This is a genomic window from Salinibacillus aidingensis, assembly GCF_055393355.1.
The window spans coordinates 2426847-2448957 of record NZ_AP043759.1; the positions used below are offsets into that span (position 1 = coordinate 2426847).

The 22111-nt window shown below is 43.2% G+C and carries 16 protein-coding genes, 3 rRNA genes and 1 other annotated feature; of the genes, 4 read left to right on the top strand and 15 right to left on the bottom strand.

Annotated elements, in window-relative coordinates; all coding sequences use genetic code 11:
- Nucleotides 1-92: 92 nt before the first annotated feature.
- The 11 genes from ACZ5OK_RS12970 to ACZ5OK_RS13020 form a co-directional block, all read right to left on the bottom strand.
- Nucleotides 93-269, bottom strand: a complete 177-nt coding sequence (locus tag ACZ5OK_RS12970) for a hypothetical protein (RefSeq protein WP_343837700.1) — start codon at nucleotides 267-269, stop codon at nucleotides 93-95.
- Nucleotides 270-387: 118 nt separating this feature from the next.
- Nucleotides 388-1026, bottom strand: a complete 639-nt coding sequence (gene trhA, locus ACZ5OK_RS12975; RefSeq protein ID WP_343837702.1) for a PAQR family membrane homeostasis protein TrhA — start codon at nucleotides 1024-1026, stop codon at nucleotides 388-390.
- Between the two features lie 193 nt (nucleotides 1027-1219).
- Nucleotides 1220-1335, bottom strand: a 5S ribosomal RNA gene (gene rrf / locus ACZ5OK_RS12980).
- Nucleotides 1336-1682: 347 nt separating this feature from the next.
- Nucleotides 1683-4612, bottom strand: a 23S ribosomal RNA gene (locus tag ACZ5OK_RS12985).
- Nucleotides 4613-4832: 220 nt separating this feature from the next.
- A 16S ribosomal RNA gene (locus ACZ5OK_RS12990) occupies nucleotides 4833-6396 on the bottom strand.
- The 16S, 23S and 5S rRNA genes sit together here, the layout of an rRNA operon.
- 633 nt (nucleotides 6397-7029) lie before the next feature.
- On the bottom strand, nucleotides 7030-7338 hold the full coding sequence (locus ACZ5OK_RS12995) for a rhodanese-like domain-containing protein (RefSeq protein ID WP_343842741.1): 309 nt from the start codon (nucleotides 7336-7338) through the stop codon (nucleotides 7030-7032).
- 80 nt (nucleotides 7339-7418) lie between these two features.
- Complete coding sequence (gene leuS, locus ACZ5OK_RS13000) at nucleotides 7419-9833, bottom strand: leucine--tRNA ligase (RefSeq protein ID WP_343842739.1); 2415 nt, start codon at nucleotides 9831-9833, stop codon at nucleotides 7419-7421.
- Nucleotides 9834-9907: 74 nt separating this feature from the next.
- Nucleotides 9908-10122, bottom strand: a binding site (T-box leader).
- An 81-nt stretch (nucleotides 10123-10203) separates the two neighbouring features.
- Entirely contained in the window at nucleotides 10204-10914 is a 711-nt protein-coding gene (locus ACZ5OK_RS13005) for an ABC transporter ATP-binding protein (protein ID WP_343842736.1), read from the bottom strand.
- Nucleotides 10907-11284 carry a GntR family transcriptional regulator gene (locus tag ACZ5OK_RS13010; RefSeq protein ID WP_343842735.1) on the bottom strand — a complete coding sequence of 126 codons (378 nt, stop codon included), beginning with the start codon at nucleotides 11282-11284 and terminating at the stop codon, nucleotides 10907-10909. Before ACZ5OK_RS13010 ends, ACZ5OK_RS13005 begins: the two co-directional genes overlap by 8 nt.
- Before the next feature lie 2 nt (nucleotides 11285-11286).
- A complete protein-coding gene (locus ACZ5OK_RS13015) occupies nucleotides 11287-12042 on the bottom strand; it encodes a hypothetical protein (RefSeq protein WP_343842733.1) in 756 nt (251 codons plus the stop codon).
- Between the two features lie 117 nt (nucleotides 12043-12159).
- Nucleotides 12160-12447, bottom strand: a complete 288-nt coding sequence (locus ACZ5OK_RS13020) for a DUF2524 family protein (RefSeq protein WP_464758197.1) — start codon at nucleotides 12445-12447, stop codon at nucleotides 12160-12162.
- A 124-nt stretch (nucleotides 12448-12571) separates the two neighbouring features.
- Between ACZ5OK_RS13020 and mnmM the strand changes: the two genes are divergently transcribed.
- Nucleotides 12572-13147: a tRNA 5-(aminomethyl)-2-thiouridylate-methyltransferase MnmM gene (gene mnmM / locus ACZ5OK_RS13025; RefSeq protein WP_343842730.1), complete on the top strand. Its 576-nt coding sequence runs from the start codon at nucleotides 12572-12574 to the stop codon at nucleotides 13145-13147.
- Nucleotides 13148-13149: 2 nt separating this feature from the next.
- Here mnmM and ACZ5OK_RS13030 read toward each other — a convergent pair whose 3' ends face one another.
- Together ACZ5OK_RS13030 and ACZ5OK_RS13035 are read right to left on the bottom strand one after the other, a co-directional pair.
- Nucleotides 13150-14229, bottom strand: a complete 1080-nt coding sequence (locus tag ACZ5OK_RS13030; RefSeq protein WP_343842728.1) for a tetraprenyl-beta-curcumene synthase family protein — start codon at nucleotides 14227-14229, stop codon at nucleotides 13150-13152.
- Between the two features lie 18 nt (nucleotides 14230-14247).
- Entirely contained in the window at nucleotides 14248-15024 is a 777-nt protein-coding gene (locus ACZ5OK_RS13035) for an alpha/beta hydrolase (RefSeq protein ID WP_343842726.1), read from the bottom strand.
- A gap of 66 nt (nucleotides 15025-15090) precedes the next feature.
- On the opposite strand from ACZ5OK_RS13035, the gene ACZ5OK_RS13040 reads away from it, so the two are divergent.
- Together ACZ5OK_RS13040 and ACZ5OK_RS13045 are read left to right on the top strand one after the other, a co-directional pair.
- Nucleotides 15091-15609 carry a gamma carbonic anhydrase gene (locus ACZ5OK_RS13040; protein WP_343842725.1) on the top strand — a complete coding sequence of 173 codons (519 nt, stop codon included), beginning with the start codon at nucleotides 15091-15093 and terminating at the stop codon, nucleotides 15607-15609.
- An 83-nt stretch (nucleotides 15610-15692) separates the two neighbouring features.
- On the top strand, nucleotides 15693-16592 hold the full coding sequence (locus tag ACZ5OK_RS13045; RefSeq protein ID WP_343842723.1) for a C39 family peptidase: 900 nt from the start codon (nucleotides 15693-15695) through the stop codon (nucleotides 16590-16592).
- A gap of 63 nt (nucleotides 16593-16655) precedes the next feature.
- On the opposite strand, the gene asnB is transcribed toward ACZ5OK_RS13045, so the two are convergent.
- Both asnB and metK read right to left on the bottom strand, forming a co-directional pair.
- Nucleotides 16656-18563, bottom strand: coding sequence for an asparagine synthase (glutamine-hydrolyzing) (asnB, locus tag ACZ5OK_RS13050; RefSeq protein WP_343842721.1), 1908 nt, complete (start codon nucleotides 18561-18563; stop codon nucleotides 16656-16658).
- Between the two features lie 382 nt (nucleotides 18564-18945).
- Nucleotides 18946-20145, bottom strand: a complete 1200-nt coding sequence (gene metK, locus ACZ5OK_RS13055) for a methionine adenosyltransferase (protein WP_343842719.1) — start codon at nucleotides 20143-20145, stop codon at nucleotides 18946-18948.
- Nucleotides 20146-20437: 292 nt separating this feature from the next.
- Between metK and pckA the strand changes: the two genes are divergently transcribed.
- Nucleotides 20438-22033 carry a phosphoenolpyruvate carboxykinase (ATP) gene (gene pckA, locus ACZ5OK_RS13060; RefSeq protein ID WP_343842717.1) on the top strand — a complete coding sequence of 532 codons (1596 nt, stop codon included), beginning with the start codon at nucleotides 20438-20440 and terminating at the stop codon, nucleotides 22031-22033.
- The last annotated feature ends 78 nt before the right edge of the window (nucleotides 22034-22111 follow it).

The following is a 22111-nucleotide window of genomic DNA, read 5'->3' on the forward strand; positions in this document are numbered from 1 at the left end:
GTACAGATCCATAAAACCAAACATCTTTTCTATTAAAAATCCCCCTTCCTATAATTCAGGAAGGGGGTTATGTAACTGGATAAGGAAAGTCTTCATAAATCAACAATACTTTTTTCTACAGCGGAATCCCAATTCGGAAAATAATGTAATGCACTTCTCATTAATTGTGGATTGGTACTCTTTACCTTCTTTTTACTCAAACTATGTCCACTTTCACTTAATTGTCTGATCTCTGACAACACCTCGAAAGAAGTCATATTTACATCCATTCTCCTTACCTCCTTTCCATGGGATTTAACTATATCATTAACCATAATTTGTAATTTATTCATTTTCCATGTTTTAATATAAAAAATTGCTCTGAATAATCAGAGCAATATGTTTTGTTTACAAAAGGGTCAGCACACTTAAAAAATGCATCACACTACCGGCAATAACAAAAAGATGCCACACTGCATGATGATATTTGAATCCCCTCCAAATGTAGAAAACAGACCCTAATGTATATAGTAATCCACCTATAATTAAGAAGTTTAAACCTTTTGGATCCAGATTATCCGTTAGTGGTCCCCATGCCAAAACAATGAGCCAACCCATTAAAACGTATAACCCGGTAGATGTAAATAAAAATCTTTTTACGAAAAAAGATTTAAAAACTGTTCCACCAATGGCCATTCCCCACACAATCCCGAAAATCGTCCACCCCAGCCAGCCGGGAACTGCTGTGAACATATATGGAGTGTAAGTCCCTGCGATAAAAAAGTAGATTGATGAGTGATCAAAGATTTCAAAAATATCTTTAACCTTAGTGCCTTCTGGAAATGCATGCAAAAGAGTTGAGGATGTATACATTAGAAGCATTGTAGACCCAAATATAGTGAAACTTACAACATGCCAGACGGATCCATACATTGAAGAATAGACAATCAATAATACTAATGCCACCATACTAAAAAGAATCCCTATAGCATGTGTAATTGAATTTGCAGCTTCCTCACCTTTACTGAAAGTGTGTGTGTTAGCCAATGGTATCGCTCCTTTTTATGTCTGTCAGCTATGAAGAAAAGAGTATCCTTGAGGAAATTACTGGCCGTTCATCCCCCACTTAGTCCTGTTTGGGTTACCCTCAAGAATTGAAGTTGCGGTATTACCGCCAGTTAATGCGTGAAAAATAAAAAATCCTCAGAATCATTAATGATATCTGAGGATTTCTTTAATTGCCCAGCAGCGTCCTACTCTCGCAGGGGAAGAACCCCAACTACCATCGGCGCTGGAGAGCTTAACTACTGTGTTCGGAATGGGAACAGGTGTGACCTCTCCGCCATCGCCACTGGGCCTACAGGATGTAGGTCGTTCTGCGTTGCTCACACTAGGGAATACTACGGGAGCATTACCTCGCAGAAAAAGCTTTGCTTTTTCGAGGACGTGAGCGCCCTTAGCAGAACTTCCTTATAATTCCTTATCATTATTAGCTTTGGTGACTAGCACCCTCAAAACTAGATAAGAAAGGCAATCATGTAAGCAGTTATTGGCTAGTAGTCCGTCTACGCTTTTCGTATTGTCCAGCTCCGGCTCCTAGGTCAAGGCGGATATAAGCCAAAGCCATTCCGTGGCCAAAACCATGCCACTCCATGTCTTCGTCTTATCCCGCATGACCTGAACAGTCGCCTGCGCTTTTCGTATAAGTTAAGTCCTCGATTGATTAGTATCCGTCAGCTGCACGTGTCACCACGCTTCCACCTCGGACCTATCTACCTCATCGTCTCTGAGGAATCTTACTCATTTAAAATGATGGGAAATCTCATCTTGAGGGGGGCTTCATGCTTAGATGCTTTCAGCACTTATCCCTTCCACACGTAGCTACCCAGCCGTGCTCCTGGCGGAACAACTGGTACACCAGCGGTGTGTCCATCCCGGTCCTCTCGTACTAAGGACAGCTCCTCTCAAATTTCCAACGCCCACGACGGATAGGGACCGAACTGTCTCACGACGTTCTGAACCCAGCTCGCGTACCGCTTTAATGGGCGAACAGCCCAACCCTTGGGACCGACTACAGCCCCAGGATGCGATGAGCCGACATCGAGGTGCCAAACCTCCCCGTCGATGTGGACTCTTGGGGGAGATAAGCCTGTTATCCCCGGGGTAGCTTTTATCCGTTGAGCGACGGCCCTTCCATTCGGTACCGCCGGATCACTAAGCCCGACTTTCGTCCCTGCTCGACTTGTAGGTCTCGCAGTCAAGCTCCCTTCTGCCTTTACACTCTGCGAATGATTTCCAACCATTCTGAGGGAACCTTTGGGCGCCTCCGTTACTCTTTAGGAGGCGACCGCCCCAGTCAAACTGCCCACCTGACACTGTCTCCGAACCGGATCACGGTTCTGGGTTAGAATGTCCGTACAGCCAGGGTGGTATCCCACCGGCGCCTCCACCGAAGCTAGCGCTCCGGTTTCGATGGCTCCCACCTATCCTGTACAAGCTGTACCAACATTCAATATCAGGCTACAGTAAAGCTCCACGGGGTCTTTCCGTCCTGTCGCGGGTAATGCGCATCTTCACGCATAGTATAATTTCACCGGGTCTCTCGTTGAGACAGTGCCCAAGTCGTTGCACCTTTCGTGCGGGTCGGAACTTACCCGACAAGGAATTTCGCTACCTTAGGACCGTTATAGTTACGGCCGCCGTTTACTGGGGCTTCGATTCAGAGCTTCGCCCGAAGGGCTAACTCATCCTCTTAACCTTCCAGCACCGGGCAGGTGTCAGCCCCTATACTTCGCCTTTCGGCTTCGCAGAGACCTGTGTTTTTGATAAACAGTCGCTTGGGCCTTTTCACTGCGGCTCATCCAGACCGAAGCCTGAACGAGCACCCCTTCTCCCGAAGTTACGGGGTCATTTTGCCGAGTTCCTTAACGAGAGTTATCCCGCTCACCTTAGGATTCTCTCCTCGCCTACCTGTGTCGGTTTGCGGTACGGGCACCCTCATCCTCACGAGAGGCTTTTCTTGGCAGTGTGAAATCAGGAACTTCGGTACTCTATTTCCCTCCCCATCACAGCCCGAGCTTACGATGAGCGGATTTGCCTGCTCATCACTCTCACTGCTTGGACGTGCATATCCATCAGCACGCTTCCCTATCCTCCTGCGTCACCCCATTGCTCAAACGGATGAAAGGTGGTACAGGAATGTCAACCTGTTTTCCATCGCCTACGCCTTTCGGCCTCGGCTTAGGTCCCGACTAACCCTGAGCGGACGAGCCTTCCTCAGGAAACCTTAGGCTTTCGGTGGACAAGATTCTCACTTGTCTTTCGCTACTCATACCGGCATTCTCACTTCTAAGCGCTCCACCCGTTCTTCCGATCGGACTTCGCTGCGCTTAGAACGCTCTCCTACCATTGTACCAACGGTACAATCCGCAGCTTCGGTGATACGTTTAGCCCCGGTATATTTTCGGCGCAGAGTCACTCGACCAGTGAGCTATTACGCACTCTTTAAATGATGGCTGCTTCTAAGCCAACATCCTGGTTGTCTAAGCAACTCCACATCCTTTTCCACTTAACGTATACTTAGGGACCTTAGCTGGCGGTCTGGGCTGTTTCCCTCTCGACTATGAACCTTATCACCCATAGTCTGACTCCCAAGCTCAAGTTGTTGGCATTCGGAGTTTGACTGAATTCGGTAACCCGATGAGGGCCCCTAGTCCAATCAGTGCTCTACCTCCAAAACTCGATTCTTGAGGCTAGCCCTAAAGCTATTTCGGAGAGAACCAGCTATCTCCGTGTTCGATTGGCATTTCACCGCTACCCACACCTCATCCCCGCACTTTTCAACGTACGTGGGTTCGGGCCTCCAGTAAGTGTTACCTTACCTTCACCCTGGACATGGGTAGGTCACACGGTTTCGGGTCTGCGACCTCATACTCATATGCCCTGTTCAGACTCGCTTTCGCTGCGGCTCCACATCTTCTGCTTAACCTTGCATGAGATCGAAACTCGCCGGTTCATTCTACAAAAGGCACGCTGTCACCCATTAACGGGCTCCAACTACTTGTAAGCACACGGTTTCAGGTTCTCTTTCACTCCCCTCCCGGGGTGCTTTTCACCTTTCCCTCACGGTACTGGTTCGCTATCGGTCACTAGGGAGTATTTAGCCTTGGGAGATGGTCCTCCCGGATTCCGACGGAATTTCACGTGTTCCGCCGTACTCAGGATCCACTCCGGAGGAAACCAGGTTTGAATTACAGGGCTGTTACCTTCTTCGGCAGGTCTTTCCAGACCGTTTCATCTACCTGATTTCTTGGTAACTCCGTATGGAGTGTCCTACAACCCCAGAAGGCAAGCCTTCTGGTTTGGGCTGTTTCCCGTTCGCTCGCCGCTACTTAGGAAATCGCGTTTGCTTTCTCTTCCTCCGGGTACTGAGATGTTTCAGTTCCCCGGGTTACCTTCCTTACCCTATGGATTCAGATAAGGATACTGCCCCATTACGGACAGCGGGTTTCCCCATTCGGAAATCTCCGGATCAAAGCTTACTTACAGCTCCCCGAAGCATATCGGTGTTTGTCCCGTCCTTCATCGGCTCCTAGTGCCAAGGCATTCACCGTGCGCTCTTATTCACTTAACTTATAACGCACACGGACATCATTGTCCGTTGTCTGCTCTTGATTGCTTTCTTATCTAGTTTTCAAGGTGCTCATTGCACATGGACGTGCAGGCTTCTGCGTTGTCACAGGACGTGACGAATTTAGCAGAAGTTCCTCTGAAGAATCCTTCGATCCTTCAAAACTAAACAAAACAACCGAGTACGCTCTTTTTTGGTCACGAAGTGACCTTATCTTCCTTAGAAAGGAGGTGATCCAGCCGCACCTTCCGATACGGCTACCTTGTTACGACTTCACCCCAATCATTGGCCCCACCTTAGGCGGCTGGCTCCAAAAGGTTACCCCACCGACTTCGGGTGTTGCCAACTCTCGTGGTGTGACGGGCGGTGTGTACAAGGCCCGGGAACGTATTCACCGCGGCATGCTGATCCGCGATTACTAGCGATTCCGGCTTCATACAGGCGAGTTGCAGCCTGCAATCCGAACTGAGAATGGTTTTATGGGATTAGCTTCACCTCGCGGCTTCGCTGCCCTTTGTACCATCCATTGTAGCACGTGTGTAGCCCAGGTCATAAGGGGCATGATGATTTGACGTCATCCCCACCTTCCTCCGGTTTGTCACCGGCAGTCACCCTAGAGTGCCCAACTAAATGCTGGCAACTAAGGTCAAGGGTTGCGCTCGTTGCGGGACTTAACCCAACATCTCACGACACGAGCTGACGACAACCATGCACCACCTGTCACTCTGTCCCCGAAGGGAACCCTCTATCTCTAGAGGTAGCAGAGGATGTCAAGACCTGGTAAGGTTCTTCGCGTTGCTTCGAATTAAACCACATGCTCCACCGCTTGTGCGGGCCCCCGTCAATTCCTTTGAGTTTCAGCCTTGCGGCCGTACTCCCCAGGCGGAGTGCTTAATGCGTTAACTTCAGCACTAAGGGGCGGAAACCCCCTAACACCTAGCACTCAACGTTTACGGCGTGGACTACCAGGGTATCTAATCCTGTTCGCTCCCCACGCTTTCGCGCCTCAGCGTCAGTTACAGGCCAGAGAGTCGCCTTCGCCACTGGTGTTCCTCCACATATCTACGCATTTCACCGCTACACGTGGAATTCCACTCTCCTCTCCTGCACTCAAGCCTCCCAGTTTCCAATGACCCTCCACGGTTAAGCCGTGGGCTTTCACATCAGACTTAAGAAACCGCCTGCGCGCGCTTTACGCCCAATAATTCCGGACAACGCTTGCCACCTACGTATTACCGCGGCTGCTGGCACGTAGTTAGCCGTGGCTTTCTGGTCAGGTACCGTCAAGGTACAAGCAGTTCCTCTTGTACTTGTTCTTCCCTGACAACAGAGCTTTACGATCCGAAGACCTTCATCACTCACGCGGCGTTGCTCCGTCAGACTTTCGTCCATTGCGGAAGATTCCCTACTGCTGCCTCCCGTAGGAGTCTGGGCCGTGTCTCAGTCCCAGTGTGGCCGATCACCCTCTCAGGTCGGCTACGCATCGTTGCCTTGGTGAGCTCTTACCTCACCAACTAGCTAATGCGCCGCGGGCCCATCTGTAAGTGACAGCATAAAAGCCGTCTTTCAACTTCCGACCATGCGGTCGGAGGTGTTATCCGGTATTAGCCCCGGTTTCCCGGAGTTATCCCGATCTTACAGGCAGGTTGCCCACGTGTTACTCACCCGTCCGCCGCTCGTTCCACAAGTTTCATCCCGAAGGAATCAACTTGTTTCACGCGCTCGACTTGCATGTATTAGGCACGCCGCCAGCGTTCGTCCTGAGCCAGGATCAAACTCTCCAATAAGTTTGGATGTTAAAATCCATAATGCTCATATTCAAAATGCTATTTAAATAGCGAATTGACGTACTGGTTGTTTTGTTCAGTTTTCAAAGTTCGAAGTCAGTTGCCTTTAAAGCAACTTAATTAGTATATCAAGTTATCAACTGAAAGTCAATAACTTTTTTAGTTTGTTTTGTTCGCCGTTTAAAGCGACAGATAATAATATAACATGCTTTGTGATTAATTTCAACAGCTAATTTATAAAGCATTGTCGCTTCAAATGCAACATATTTAAATGTAACACATGAACCAATGAAAGTCAAGATTAACTTCAATCAGCTATTATTAGCATTTATACATAATACAAGTATTATTTGCAATTACTATTCTATCACAAACAACTAAAACCCAGTAACAATTTGATGATTTAAATGCCCTTTTTCAACGGCAGAAATAAATATACCATGTGTATGATTTTTTATCAATACATTTAAACAGTCCACTTTTTACCATCTATCTAACGGGAGCCTATATCAAGAAGCGAAACTTTAATTTTCGGAGGGTTCTCGCTTCCATCAGTGGGGGTTCTTTCGTCGAACTTGTCAGGAACGTAATAAAAAAATCCTCAGATCATTATTCTGAGGATTTTTTTAAGGTTTAAAAGGTGACTTCACCTTTCCAATTTAACATGCCACCGGTCATATTTCGTACTTTATACCCTTGTTCCTGTAAATATTGAGATGCATTGTAGCTTCTTCGGCCTGAACGGCATACAAGCACATATTCTTCATTTTTATCTAACTGGTCAAGCGATTCAGGTATCTGTTGCAGAGGGATATGTTTTGCTCCTTCAATCATTCCCTGCTGAACTTCCTCATCTTCTCTTACATCGATAACAGTGTAGTTGTCTGTATGTAAGGTTTCCTCTACTTCCTCAGGGGTGATTTCTTTTATTTCATCAGCCATTTTTAAATCCTCCTTTTAAAAAGTCAAAAGGAAAGGGATAGAGAGAGTAAAAGTCTATCCTTTTCTTATCTTATATATGTTTAATTCGCTACAATATTGACCAATTTCCCTGGTACGGCAATAACCTTTCGAACCGTTTTTCCTTCTATCCACTCCTGAACACGTTCATTTTCAAGCGCCAGTTTTTCCATGTCTTCTTTCGATGCATCTTTCGGTATCATCATTTTTGCTCTTACTTTCCCCATTACTTGAACAGGGATTTCTACTTCATTTTCTACGAGCTTGGATTCATCAAATTGTGGCCATGGTTCATAACTGATGGTTTCTTCATGACCCAGGATGGACCATAGCTCTTCAGCAAGATGTGGGGCCACTGGTGATAAAAGCTTTACAAATCCTTCTGCGTATTCTTTAGGAATATGCGGTGCTTTATATCCATCATTAATGAATACCATCATTTGTGAAATACCTGTGTTAAACCGCAGCCCTTCAAAGTTTTCTGTCACCTTTTTGACCGTTTCGTGATAAACACGGATAAGATCATCATTTGGTTCATCCTTAACCGTTTCCCTAAGCTCTCCATTATCATCAACAAACAATCGCCACACACGTTCAAGGAAGCGACGTGAACCATCTAATCCATTGGCGCTCCAAGCCACATCTGCATCCAGAGGTCCCATAAACATTTCATAGAGACGGAGCGTGTCGGCACCATGAGTCGTTACAATATCATCAGGGTTTACAACATTCCCTTTGGATTTACTCATCTTTTCGTGATTTTCTCCAAGAATCATTCCCTGGTTAAAGAGCTTCTGGAATGGTTCTTTTGTCGGTACAACACCAATATCATACAGGACCTTGTGCCAGAATCTTGCATATAGCAGGTGAAGTACAGCGTGTTCTGCACCCCCTATATAAATATCAACAGGCAGCCATTTTTTCAGTTTTTCCGGATCAGCAAGCTGGTCACTGTTGTCCGGATCAATATAGCGCAGATAATACCAGCAGCTGCCGGCCCATTGTGGCATTGTATTTGTTTCGAGACGTCCTTTTTTGCCGGTGGCAGGATCCGTTATCTCAACCCAATCTTTAATATTGGCAAGAGGTGACTCCCCTGTTCCTGATGGTTTGATTTCATCTGCTTCAGGAAGCTCAAGAGGAAGTTTATCTTCAGGCCATGGTTCCAGGGTGCCATCCTCCCAGTGAATAATTGGAATCGGCTCACCCCAGTAACGCTGGCGGCTGAACAACCAGTCACGCAGACGATAGGTTACTTTTCTTTCACCATGTCCATGATCCGTAACCCATTCAATAGCCTTTTCAATCGCTTCTTCCTTTTCCAGACCGTTCAGGAAGTCGGAATTAATGTGCTTCCCATCTTCTGTATAGGCTTCTTTTTCAATATTACCGCCTTCCACAACTTCTTTAATAGGAAGATCAAATTTTTTCGCAAACTCGTAGTCCCGCTCATCGTGTGCTGGAACAGCCATTATAGCGCCAGTACCATAAGACATTAATACATAATCTGCAATCCAGATTGGCATTTGTTCACCATTAATAGGATTCACTGCATAAGCACCTGTAAATACACCGGTTTTATCCTTGGCCAGGTCTGTTCGCTCCAAATCACTTTTGGTCTCAATTTCTTTTAAATAGCTGTCGACAGCTTCTTTTTGTTCACGTGTGACTATTTTTTCAACCAGTGGATGCTCAGGTGCAAACACAGCATAAGTTGCACCAAATAACGTATCAGGACGAGTGGTAAATGCTTCAAATGTTTCCTCTGAATCTTTTACCGAAAACGTAATCTGTGCTCCTTCTGATCGGCCAATCCAATTGCGCTGCATGTCTTTAATGCTTTCCGGCCAGTCAAGGTCTTCCAAGTCTTCAAGCAGACGATCGGCATACTCGGTAATTTTCAGCATCCATTGTTTCATCGGTTTACGAACGACAGGGTGGCCCCCTCGTTCACTTTTTCCATCAATCACTTCTTCATTTGCAAGAACGGTTCCCAGTGCAGGACACCAGTTTACCGCTACTTCATCAATATAAGCGAGACCTTTTTCATAAAGTTTAAGAAAAATCCACTGGGTCCACTTGTAATAATCAGGATCCGTTGTATTGATTTCACGATCCCAATCATACGAAAAACCTAAAGACTTAATTTGCCGTTTAAAGGTTTCGATGTTCTGATCCGTGAATTCTTTCGGATCGTTTCCTGTATCAAGTGCGTATTGCTCAGCAGGGAGACCAAAAGCATCCCAGCCCATCGGATGAAGCACTTCATACCCCTGCATGCGTTTCATCCGGGAAAGTATATCCGTAGCGGTATACCCTTCAGGATGACCAACATGCAGGCCAGAGCCTGATGGATACGGAAACATATCCATGGCATAGAACTTCTCTTTTTCACTTTCTGTATTGGTTTTAAAGGTTTTGTTGTCCTCCCAGTAGGTTTGCCATTTCTTTTCAATCCTTCTGTGATCGAATGCCATACTCTTTTCCTCCTATCTAGTTTTCCTTCTCTTTATGTATATCTGTGAATATAAAAAACCCCCATCCCAGTCAAACATGGGACGAGAGTTGTATTCCCGCGGTACCACCCAAATTAACACATAGCAGTGTTCACTTGATGCTCTTAACGCGAGCTCACGTCAGATACTACTATGATGTTCATATCTGCAACTTTAAAGGCGAGTTCATGAACATCAAGGACAGCTCACACCAGCCGCTGTCTCTCTGGATTCTTGACCATTCATTACTATTCCTTCTCATCGTCATTTTCCCGTGGTTACTTATATGTATGATAATTGTAATGAAGGAGAGAAAAATTGTCAAGAATCGGCAAAAAATCAGGCAAAAGCCTTAAGCCTTCAGTCTCTTCTCCTCCTGATACAGATGCTCCATCCACTCAAGAACACTCATGTTTAATTCTTCTCTTATTTGTTCAACTGAACTTTTGGCTAAGAGCCTTCCTGCCTTTAACACCACTGCTTCATCCAAAACAGATTCCACTTCCTTTAATTCATGGGTAGTTAAGATAACGGTCTGCCTTGACAAATCAACAAATTGAATTAATCCTTTAATAATCGAAGCACGTACCATTGGATCCAGTCCACTAAAAGGTTCATCCATAATAATATACGGTGCGTTACGGGATATGGTCATTAAAAACTTCACCCTGCCCCGATTGCCTTTGGATAAATGTCCGATTTTTGTACCTGGATCAAGCTGTAAAAAGTCAATCATGTTCTCTGCTTTTGTGATGTTAAAGTCAGAAAATTGACTATGATAATAATTCATTAATTCGCGAATCGTAAAGTAAGGAAAATAATAATCCTGATCCGTTAAATAGGCAATCTTTTCACGTATTTCCCTTGATACATGTTCACCATCTACTGTAATATTTCCTTTACTGGGATTGAGAAGACCAGCGATTAGTCGTAACAGAGTTGATTTCCCGCTCCCGTTTTCACCTATAATGCCTATGATATTTCCTTTTTCTAAAGTAATACTAAAATCCTTTATGGCAACGTTTAGGAAGTACTTTTTATAGACGGCATCAAACTTAATCATTGTTATCCTCCCCCTCACTGGATTGGCGTATCCCATCAATCATCTCATGAACTGAAAATCCCATTCCTTGCATATCAGAGATAAAAGATTGAATGTATTGCCTTTTCATGTCTTCCCTCAACTGATGAAGCCGTTCCTGCTTTTCAGTAATAAATGTTCCCTGTCCTCTTCTGCTCTCAACGATTTCCATTTGCTCTAATTCTCGATACACCCTTTGTATTGTATTTGCATTCACTCCTACTTCCACCGCATATTCCCTTACAGATGTCAACTTATCCCCAGCCTGACGCTCCCCACGAATAATTTCACTGGAAATCCGGTCCATAATTTGCTGATAAATGGGCTTATCCGGTTTAAAATCTATCCCCATGGCTACACCTCCACTTTACGTTCAAGAAGGTACATGGATATCAGGTAAAAGATTAGACACAAAAACGCATAAAACAAAATCGTACCTGACTGAAATTGAATATCGCCACTCGAAGTAAGAGGGAATGCGGAATAGGTACCAAAATCAACGACAGGAAAGCCGGTTTCCCAGGTTACTGTTCCCCAGTTGGTTAAAGCATCATATAAGGCTGTATCATCAAATGCTCGAAACCCTTCATTAAAAACGTATAAAAACAGAATAATGGCAATAATTCCGATGGCTGTATGAAATTTCCGAACAACGTGATAAAGACTCCAAACAAGGAAAATAATCATTGTAGGAAAAACAGTAAGCAAGAGAATATTCGTCACAAGTAAAATCAAATTAATTACAAATTCAGCTGCAGGAATCTGACCATTTATCTGATTTATGATAAAGAGAATGATCCCCATTACAAAAGCATAGGAAACAGTCAATAACAACCCATTCAAAAATTTAGCCAAAATGACGTTATGTAAAGATTTATTCATATGTAAAAACTGCTGCATCTGAAGAGCTTCCGTATTTAAACTAAGCAAAAAATAAGCCGGAAACATAAACACACCAACACCAAGACTGGTAAAGCCTGATTCAAGCTCTGTTGTTACTCCAAACATTCCAATCACCAGTAACATGGCAATAAATAAAATAAAAGCAAAAGAATGCTTCATCATTTTCCATTCTTTTCTCCAAGCTCCCATAAAAGCACGCCTATTCATATCGAACGCCCCTTTGTAAAAATTGTACTAGTTAAATAGTACACTATGACAAAGGTGATGTAAAGTTGAATATATGAAAAAAATCGGAAGTGCCGCTTGCACTTCCGATCAATCTTCTTAGCTGTATTCATTAAGGTCGACTTGATCTAAATACATATCATTCAATACTTGGGAAACCTGGAGGTGTAACCTGTGCAACTGTTCTCTCTGCTGATGATTGGCACTTAACTTCATATGCTCAATCTCTGCTTCCGCCTGTTCTAAATTCGTTTGGGCATTGGTATATTCGCTGTCCACGTCATACCCATTGCGGTTGGTCTCATCCAGTTCCTTTTTTGCTGTATCGATTTTGTCTTTAATCTCTGTGATGAGTTGTTCCATGGAGTCGCGGGTTGCCATCAGCATCACCTCATTCTTAATGTAAACCAGTATTGTACATCTATACCGCAGATCAATAGCCAACTTTTCTCTTTTCTGGAAAGAATGCTAAAATAAATGATGAAAACAATAAGAACAGGAGCATTAGAAAATGGTCAAACAAGCCCTTCAATTCTCACATGAATTACTAAAACAGTCAGTGGAAAAAGGAGATATCGTTGTCGATGCCACAGCAGGAAACGGGAACGATACCCTGCTTCTTGCCAACCTCGTCGGAGAGACAGGTCATGTATTAGCCTTTGATATACAAGAGCAGGCGATTCAGAATACGCGTCATCGTCTTCAGGAGCACCACATTGAACACGCCACTCTCATTCATGATAGTCACAGTCAGCTGGACAGACATTTAAAAACACATATGCACAAAAATATCGGTGGGGCCATTTTTAATTTAGGATACCTGCCCGGCAGTGATAAATCGGTCATTACCATGCCCGAGTCGACAATCCCTGCCATACAGCAGCTGCTGGAAAATTTAAGAGAAGGGAAACTCATTGTTTTAGTCGTTTATTATGGACATCAAGGAGGAGACAAAGAGAAAGAGGAATTGTTAGAAATGGTCAAGCAGCTGGATCAGAAAGAGTTCAGTGTGCTGGAATACAGTTTTATTAATCAGAAGAATAACCCCCCGTTTCTGCTAGCTATTGAGAAGAGAAAAGCCCGCTAATGTTATCTTCGTAACAAAGCGGGCTTAATTTTATGATAAAGCTTCGTATTTACATAAAAGAACTTTGCTTTTGAACCAGCAACCTTTAAAAAGTTTTTGACGAACCGGCTTCCATCTTTTAATTGCTCTACTTTTTTATCGGCTAAATACAATCCCACCAAGCCTTTCTGTACCATTTGATGGAAGGCTTTATTCGGAATCGAATGCAAATGCTCTCCAGTCTGATTAAAAATGTACATGAACCGGGTTTCTAATTCCTGCTCATTTGAATAAAAGCTGCAAAAATTAAGATCACCCTCATTTGCATCCTCTTTTTGATCAATATAATAATCAAGCATAATGTGAAGACCCTGCAAATAAGGAAAATAACCGGAAAAAATGATATCTGCCAGCTCTGCAGAAGATTTACCACTTAAACCATAGGATACAAGACAGAAAACCCCTAATGTTGATCCGGTACAAGCAGAAAATTCATACCAGGTAAGGTCCGGACATTGATCCTGATGCGAATGGAACCAGTTGGTTAATCTGGAAACACGTTCTTCCTTTTTAACATGCTTGTGTACCTGCAAATCACGATATAAGGATGCCAAATGAATCAGGTAGGGGCTAAGCTCGTTGTAATTCTCAATTTTGCCCAGTATATTCTGACAGGTGCGCACCAATTCTGGTAAATAACCGCCGTCGTTTTGTTCCTCGCGATACGCATAATAATTCTTAACCTCTTCACCGGGAGATAATGCATCAAGCATGGACTGATGCAGCCATTCAAAATCCTGCGGGTCAAGTGACGTACTGCGATCACATAAATTATCCAGATAATCGCTGATTGTCTGGTATGCGACGATAAATTGAATAGCCTCCGGACGTTTTTCACTTGCTAACAAAGCATAAATCCCTCCGCCTTCACAATGAAAGGTTTTAGATTCAATACTTGCCAGAGCCTGTGTACGTAGCTCCTGATCAGGGATTTCTTTCGCTATTTGTTTCCATGCATCTAACTCTTTGTTCACATCCGGGAATATTTTTCGATAGACTGTAACCATTAAGGGTAATGGCTTTGTTGGTATATTGTCTTTCAACGTACATCCTCCATTGTCTTATTCAATCTTTTTGTTTACAAATGATTGTGTGAACTGAAAAACATCGTCTCTTTCCGGCTCATTAAAGAGTTCATGAAACAGACCATGCCATTCCATATACTTTTTATTTTGAATCGGAAGTTTTTTAAACCAGCGTTGAACTTCCTGCGCCTGTATAATTAGATCCTTCCCCGCCTGCAAAACTAAAGTAGGGATTTCCGGGTATTGGCTGACCTTTTGGAAAGCCTGTGCAATCGCACGTTCAAACTCATGATACCAGCGGATGGAGACCTTCTTCAAAAATAAAGGATCCTCCCTATTCCGATCATGCAAACGAGTATTTCTGGTAGACATAAAAGGGTGGAGATTGAGCTTAACCTGAAACTTGGGTATTCTTTTTTCCAGCATCCTTGTAAAAAACAAAATCCACTTAGGTGGTCTCGATGCGAAGCCCAAACCAGGTGAGGATAAAATCACCCCATTAAGGTCCGGTCTTGTTTCTTCCAGCATTCGGATTACTGCAAGGCCCCCCATACTGTGTCCAAACAGAAATACAGGCTTCCGATAGGTTTTTGCCTCATTCAGCCAGCCGGATATGGCCTCAATGTACTCATCAAATGAATCAATATGACCTCTTAATCCATCTGTTCTGCCTTGACCGGGCAAATCGTTGCAAATCACATTGAAGCCGGCTTCTTCCCATTTATCCGCCAGCCATTCATAGCGCCCTGCATGCTCAAACGCGCCATGGACAAGAACAATGGTACCTTTGCTTGATTCTTGAATTCTCTTCAAGAACAATGCCTCCTGTTCATTTGATATACTTATAGTAACATACTTTTTACAGGGAGGATTGTACATATGATTGATGAATATAAAGGATGGAACCCAAAGATTGATCCTTCAGCTTTTATCGCCGATGATGCTGTGATTACAGGAGATGTAACCATCGAAAAATACGCAAGCATTTGGTTTAAGACGGTTATTCGTGGCGATGTCTCTTCCGTAAAAATTGGTCAGAATACCAATATTCAGGATCAATGTATGCTTCATCAGAGTCCTGACCTTCCACTGATTATAGAGGATGGGGTAACGGTAGGACATCAGGTACTTCTTCATTCAGCTATAATACGTAAGCATGCCCTCATTGGAATGGGTGCCAAAATTCTGGATGGCGCCGAAATTGGAGAGGGAGCCTTTATTGGTGCCGGAAGTCTGGTTACACCCGGCAAGAAAATCCCTCCTCGTACAATGGCGTTTGGCAGCCCGGCTAAAGTTATTCGTGAATTAACCGATAAAGATATAAAAGAGATGGACCGGGTACGGCAGACCTATGTTGATAAAGGACAATACTATAAATCCTTACAGGAACGAAGCTGATGGTGATATTTTACTCTATTAGCAGAAAATCCATCACGTAAGCAGCCAAACCTTCCATAAGATAAGGGAGAGGAGGGTTCATCTTGTTCAATTTTCTTGTTCTTTTTTGTTTTTTTATGAGTATTCTTTTATGGAAGACAAAAAAATCATTTCCATCCTTTAAAAAAACAGCTGCAGCCTACAGCCGGTTATTTTTCATAACAGCTCTGGTACTTGTTATGGTAACCATTTCTGAATATAAACAAACATGGCCTTCTGGACCGGAAGCAAGCCGGCAAGGTTCAGACAAAGTAAATGCTGTTGCTGTATCAGCACACGAGGAAATCTCTCTTTCCCCTTTCGTTGAGGAGGTGGAGATCCAATCATCCATGAACATAAAAGCGCCGCACGTCCTTCAGTTACCTGAACTGCCCCGCGGCTGTGAAGTCACATCGTTAACGATGCTTTTGCAATATTATGGGATTGATGCTAATAAGATGACCCTCGCCAAAGAAATCACAAGAGACCCTTCTCGTTATAGAGAAGAGAATGGGAAAATCCATTTCGGAAATCCCCATATAGGATTTGTGGGGAATATGTACACGTTTAATGAACCAGGATACGGTGTTTATAACGAGCCACTTGCTGATTTGGCAGAAAAGTATGTCGGCAAGGAGAGAGTACAAAATCTTAGTGGCGAATCCTTTTACAGCGTTCTCAGGGCTTTAAACCAGGAGCAACCTGTTGTGGTCATTATCAATGCTAAATACAAAAAACTCCCAGAGTCGGCTTTCGAAACCTGGTACACTTCCAAAGGACCGGTCGAAATTACAATGAATGAGCATTCGGTGCTGGTAACCGGATATGATGAAGATTATATATACTTCAATGACCCATTGGATAAAAAGCAGAAAGCTCCATTTGATGACTTTGTAGAAGCATGGGAGCAAATGGGGAACCAGGCCATAACCATAAAACCACCTACATCAAAACAGGAAATATAGCAAAGACGGAAGCCCCGCTTGTCCACTTGGCAGTTGGACAACGGGTGCTTCCGCCTTTTTTCTTTATGAAATAGCAAGCTTGCTTTCTGTAAGGTCTTCATTTTGCAGCTGTTCAAAAGAATATTTGCCTTCAACATAAATTTGATGCCAAAGCATAAACATGAGTACAGTCCAGATTTTACGTGAATAATCAGCTTTACCTTCACGGTGCTGATAAAGCAGATCCAGTACAACCTTTTTATGAAGTAAATGGCCGGTCTGGCTCTCCTGAATCAGGTTCTCAGCCCAGTCAAACATTTCCTCCTTCAGCCAATGACGGATAGGAACCGGGAAGCCCAGCTTTTTACGATCTAAAACGTGATCAGGAACAATTCCCTTTACAGCCTCTCTTAAAACCGATTTTGTCGTTCCATTTCCGATTTTGTATTCGACTGGAATTTCACTGGCCACCTTCATGACATCTTTATCCAGAAAAGGTACGCGCAGCTCCAGCGAATGAGCCATGGTCACTCGGTCTGCTTTAAGTAAAATATCCCCACGAAGCCATGTATGAATATCAATGTATTGCATTTGATTTACATAAGGCTCCTGGTCAATTCGCTGATATAAATGTTTCGTTATTTGCTGGTAAGGATTAGCCTGATTGTATTGCTTCAATAGATGCTGCTTTTCAGCTTCATCAAACATTTTTGCATTTCCAATATAACGGTCACTTAAAGGTGTTGTTCCCCGCTCTAAAAAGCTCTTCCCTTTTACTCCTTCAGGAAGGGTTTGGGCCACTCTTCTCAATAAATCCTTTGCAGGTCCCGGAATCGAGTTGAAAATTTTTAAGGATTCGGGTTCCCGGTATATATTATAGCCTCCGAAAAGTTCATCGGATCCCTCACCTGACAGCACCACCGTCACATGCTTACTTGCCTCACGGGCTACAAAATAAAGTGGTACACAGGCTGGGTCGGCAAGTGGATCATCCATATGCCACATAATTTTAGGAAGCTTATTCATGTATTCCTCTGGGGTGATGACATAGGATATATTTTCCACATCAAGTTTTTCTGCTGTTTCCTTCGCTACATCAACCTCCGAATAGCCGTCACGCTCAAAGCCAACAGAGAAGGTTTTAATATTCGGGTTAAATTCTCTGGCCAATGCCACAATGATAGAGGAATCAATACCTCCTGACAGGAAAGAGCCTACAGGAACATCACTGCGCATATGAACATTCACGGAATTGTACAGCACGTTTTGAATCCGCTTCTTCCAATCCTTTTTATCCATCAGAAGAGGCTTAAACTGCACATGGAAATAACGATGAAAGCTTGGACGTTCACCTGGCCTCTGAATAAAGTAATGGCCTGGTTCTACTTTCTTTATTCCATCTGTTAACGTTAATGGCTCAGGGACGTATTGGAAGCTCAAATAATGCTGTAAAGCTTCCAAGTCCACTTTCTCCTGATTCAGGATCATGGAAAGGCTTTTCTTCTCAGAACTGAAGAAGGTACGTTCATCGTCTTCAAAATAAAACAATGGTTTAATACCAAAAGGATCCCGTGCACCAGTCAACATCTGCTCAGCTTTATCCCAGATTAAAATGGAGAACATGCCACGCAGATGCTCGAAGGTGTTTTCTCCATATTTTTGATACATGGCTAATATCACTTCTGTGTCAGACTCTGTCGTAAATTCATATCCTTCCTTTTGCAAGTCTGCTTTCAGTTCCAGATAATTATAAATTTCACCATTGAAGACCATCCAGTAGCGATCATCTTCATAGCTGAACGGCTGCTTTCCACTATCTATATCAATAATACTTAATCGCCTGAATCCTAAGGAAATAAATTCATCATGAAAGTAGCCTTCATCATCAGGTCCTCTATGTGTAATCATATTATTTTGCTGCTGAAACTGATTCATTTCCGCATCATTTAATTGTTTATTGCTGTGCCGAATCATTCCAATAAAACCACACATGATGTTTGTCCTCTCTTTCGTTGTTCTTACCCTTATTATTTTTAGTATATCATATTAATTATGTATTACGGTATACGACAATCCATATAGTGAAACTTCCAGCAGTGGGGGGCACAGGTGGTTAGTTGAACTTATCAGGAATTTACTGGTCGTTCACCCCCACACTCGATAAAACTGATGCTTTATGAAGGAAAGTATAAGAAAGCCCTTGATTTTAAAAATCAAGGGCTCAATCACTAAAGAGAAAATCCAATAAGTGGAGTTACCTTCCCACTGATTGTTAACGAAACACATCAAGGCACTTTCGATTTGTCCCCCATACTCACAATTCGTTTCACAAATCATAAAGGTGGGGGTTACAGCACATTACGGCATGATATAACTATACGCTAAGGGAAGCTTTTAATTCGTTTACTTTATCGGTCTGTTCCCAAGGGAAGGACTTATCCATGCGGCCGAAGTGGCCATATGCGGCGGTGTCCTTATAAATAGGTCGTCTCAGGTCGAGCATTTTGATAATCCCTGCTGGTCTTAAATCAAATGTATTGCGTATCGCCTGGACCATATCTTCCTCATTTACCTTCCCTGTTCCAAATGTGTGAACGGATATGGAAACCGGCTGTGCTACACCTATTGCATAGGCTAATTGAACCTCACAGGTGTCAGCCAGTCCTGCGGCAACAATATTTTTGGCTACATATCTTGCAGCGTAAGCGGCTGAACGATCCACTTTTGTCGGATCCTTACCACTAAAGGCTCCTCCCCCATGTCGCGCATATCCACCATACGTATCCACTATAATTTTACGTCCGGTTAATCCGGCATCACCCTGAGGACCACCAATGACGAATCGTCCTGTAGGATTAATGAAATATTTTGTCTGTTCATCCAGTAAATGATCCGGAACCACTTCATCAATGACAAGCTTACGGATATCCTGATTGATTTGGTCCAGCGAAATATCCTGATGATGCTGGGTAGAAATAACAATGGTATCCACACGAACGGGCTGATTGTTTTCATCATACTCGATTGTCACCTGTGTTTTTCCATCAGGACGAAGATACTCAATAATCCCGTCCTTTCTCACATCAGCCAGGCGTTTGGACAGCTTATGCGCTAAGAAAATAGGGAGCGGCATGAGTTCGGAAGTTTCGTTTGAAGCATAGCCGAACATTAATCCCTGGTCACCTGCACCAATAGCTTCAATTTCCTCATCTGACATACTGCCTTCTCTGGCTTCCAATGCTTCATTAACGCCCTGAGCAATATCCGGGGATTGTTCATCTATAGCCGTTAAAACAGCACACGTTTCTGCATCAAATCCAAATTTTGCACGTGTATAACCAATATCCTTTATCGTATTTCTCACGATGGCAGGTATATCTACATATGTAGTTGTAGAAATTTCCCCTGAAACAAGAACAAGACCCGTTGTCACAGTTGTTTCACAGGCTACTCGTGCATTCGGATCGTCTTTAATAATTTCATCTAATATAGCATCAGAAATCTGATCACAAATCTTATCAGGATGACCTTCTGTAACAGATTCTGATGTAAAAAGCCGGCGTTTTACAGCCATTTTTTATTTCCTCCTTATTAGCATCCAAAACTTAGCTGTACGAAGTTTTCAGACGCTATTCCGCAACAATAATAATAGCGCTAAGGAATCAGAATGTCAACCGCTCGACATAACGGAATCATCCATAAACTGAAACTTCCATCAGTGGGGTATTACGGACAGTTAAGCGTGATAAAAAAGATGCCATAAATTTTTTGCACAAATAGTATGGACGATTAATATAAATATGTTATACTAATTAAAAATAATATGACAGATTCATTCAAATATGTTGATAAAGGGGAAACGCGAAATGAACAAAGTGAGTCAAAAGGCCATGAAAACTAGTCTGGAAGATGTTATGGGCTCTATGCATACCAATTTATCTACTGCTGATTTAGTTGAAAAAATTTTAAATCGTAAGGAAGGAATTCTGACGTCTAACGGTGCGATACGAGCGACTACGGGAAAATATACAGGACGTTCACCTAAAGATAAATTTATTGTAAAAGATTCATTGAGTGAAAGTGCGGTGGAGTGGGGATCCATTAACCAGCCTATTTCTGAGGATATTTTCTTCAATTTGTATGATAAAGTTATGGATTACCTGAAACAACAAAATGAACTCTATTCTTTTAAGGGATTCGCTGGCGCTGATGCTCATTATCGTTTACCAATAGACGTAGTAACGGAACTTGCCTGGCACAACCTTTTTGCCCGGCAGCTGTTCATTAAGCCAAATGACGATGAATTAACTGACCATCAAACTGAATTTACTGTCATTTCTGCTCCAGGTTTTAAAGCAGACCCGAAAACAGATGGAACTCATTCAGAATGTTTTGTAATGATCTCCTTCGAGCATAAAATGGTTCTGATTGGAGGAACCGAATATGCAGGAGAAATTAAAAAATCGATTTTTTCAGTAATGAATTTCTTACTTCCTAATCAGGATATTTTGTCTATGCATTGTTCTGCAAATGTTGGTCGGGAGGGTGACGTAGCCTTATTTTTCGGTTTATCAGGCACAGGCAAAACCACTTTATCGGCAGATCCGGAGCGAAAACTGATTGGAGATGACGAACACGCCTGGTCCAATAATGGAGTTTTTAATATAGAGGGTGGTTGTTACGCAAAGTGTATTAATCTTTCAGCTGAAAAAGAACCGCAAATCTATAATGCCATCCGATTTGGCTCTGTGCTGGAAAATGTGATGGTTGATTTACATTCGCGATTACCCGATTATGACGATACAACTTTAACAGAGAATACCCGTGCCGCTTATCCGATCGATTACATTGATAATATTGTACAGCCAAGTATCGCCGGACATCCGAATACAATTATCTTCCTTACTGCTGACGCATTTGGCGTACTTCCGCCGATCAGCAAATTAACAAAAGAACAGGCCATGTACCATTTTTTAAGTGGCTATACCAGTAAGCTTGCAGGCACAGAAAGAGGAGTAACTTCACCAGAGGCTACGTTTTCCACCTGTTTTGGTGCACCATTTCTCCCTCTTCCTGCTGTGACCTATGCAACGATGCTCGGCGAAAAAATTGATCAGTTTAACGCAAACGTCTATCTCGTCAATACAGGGTGGACTGGAGGACCTTATGGTACAGGAAATCGTATCGATCTGTCTTATACAAGAGCAATGATCCATGCCGCTCTAAATGGAGAACTAAATCAGACAGAAACAGTCAGGGATGATGTGTTTGGGCTCAACATTCCAACTCATTGTCCTGGTGTACCAAGCAAGGTTTTGACCCCAAAGAAAACCTGGGATCAGCCGGAACAATATGATCAAAAAGCCCGGGAGCTGGCTGTGAAATTTCATGAAAACTTCAGGAAATTCAACCACATCACAGATGACATTAAAAATGCGGGACCACTTTATACCCCGCAATAAACTTCGCTTCTCTCATATCCTTTTATATAGATTTGAGGCTGCTTGCATAAATTGCAGGCAGTTTTTTTTGGTCACACA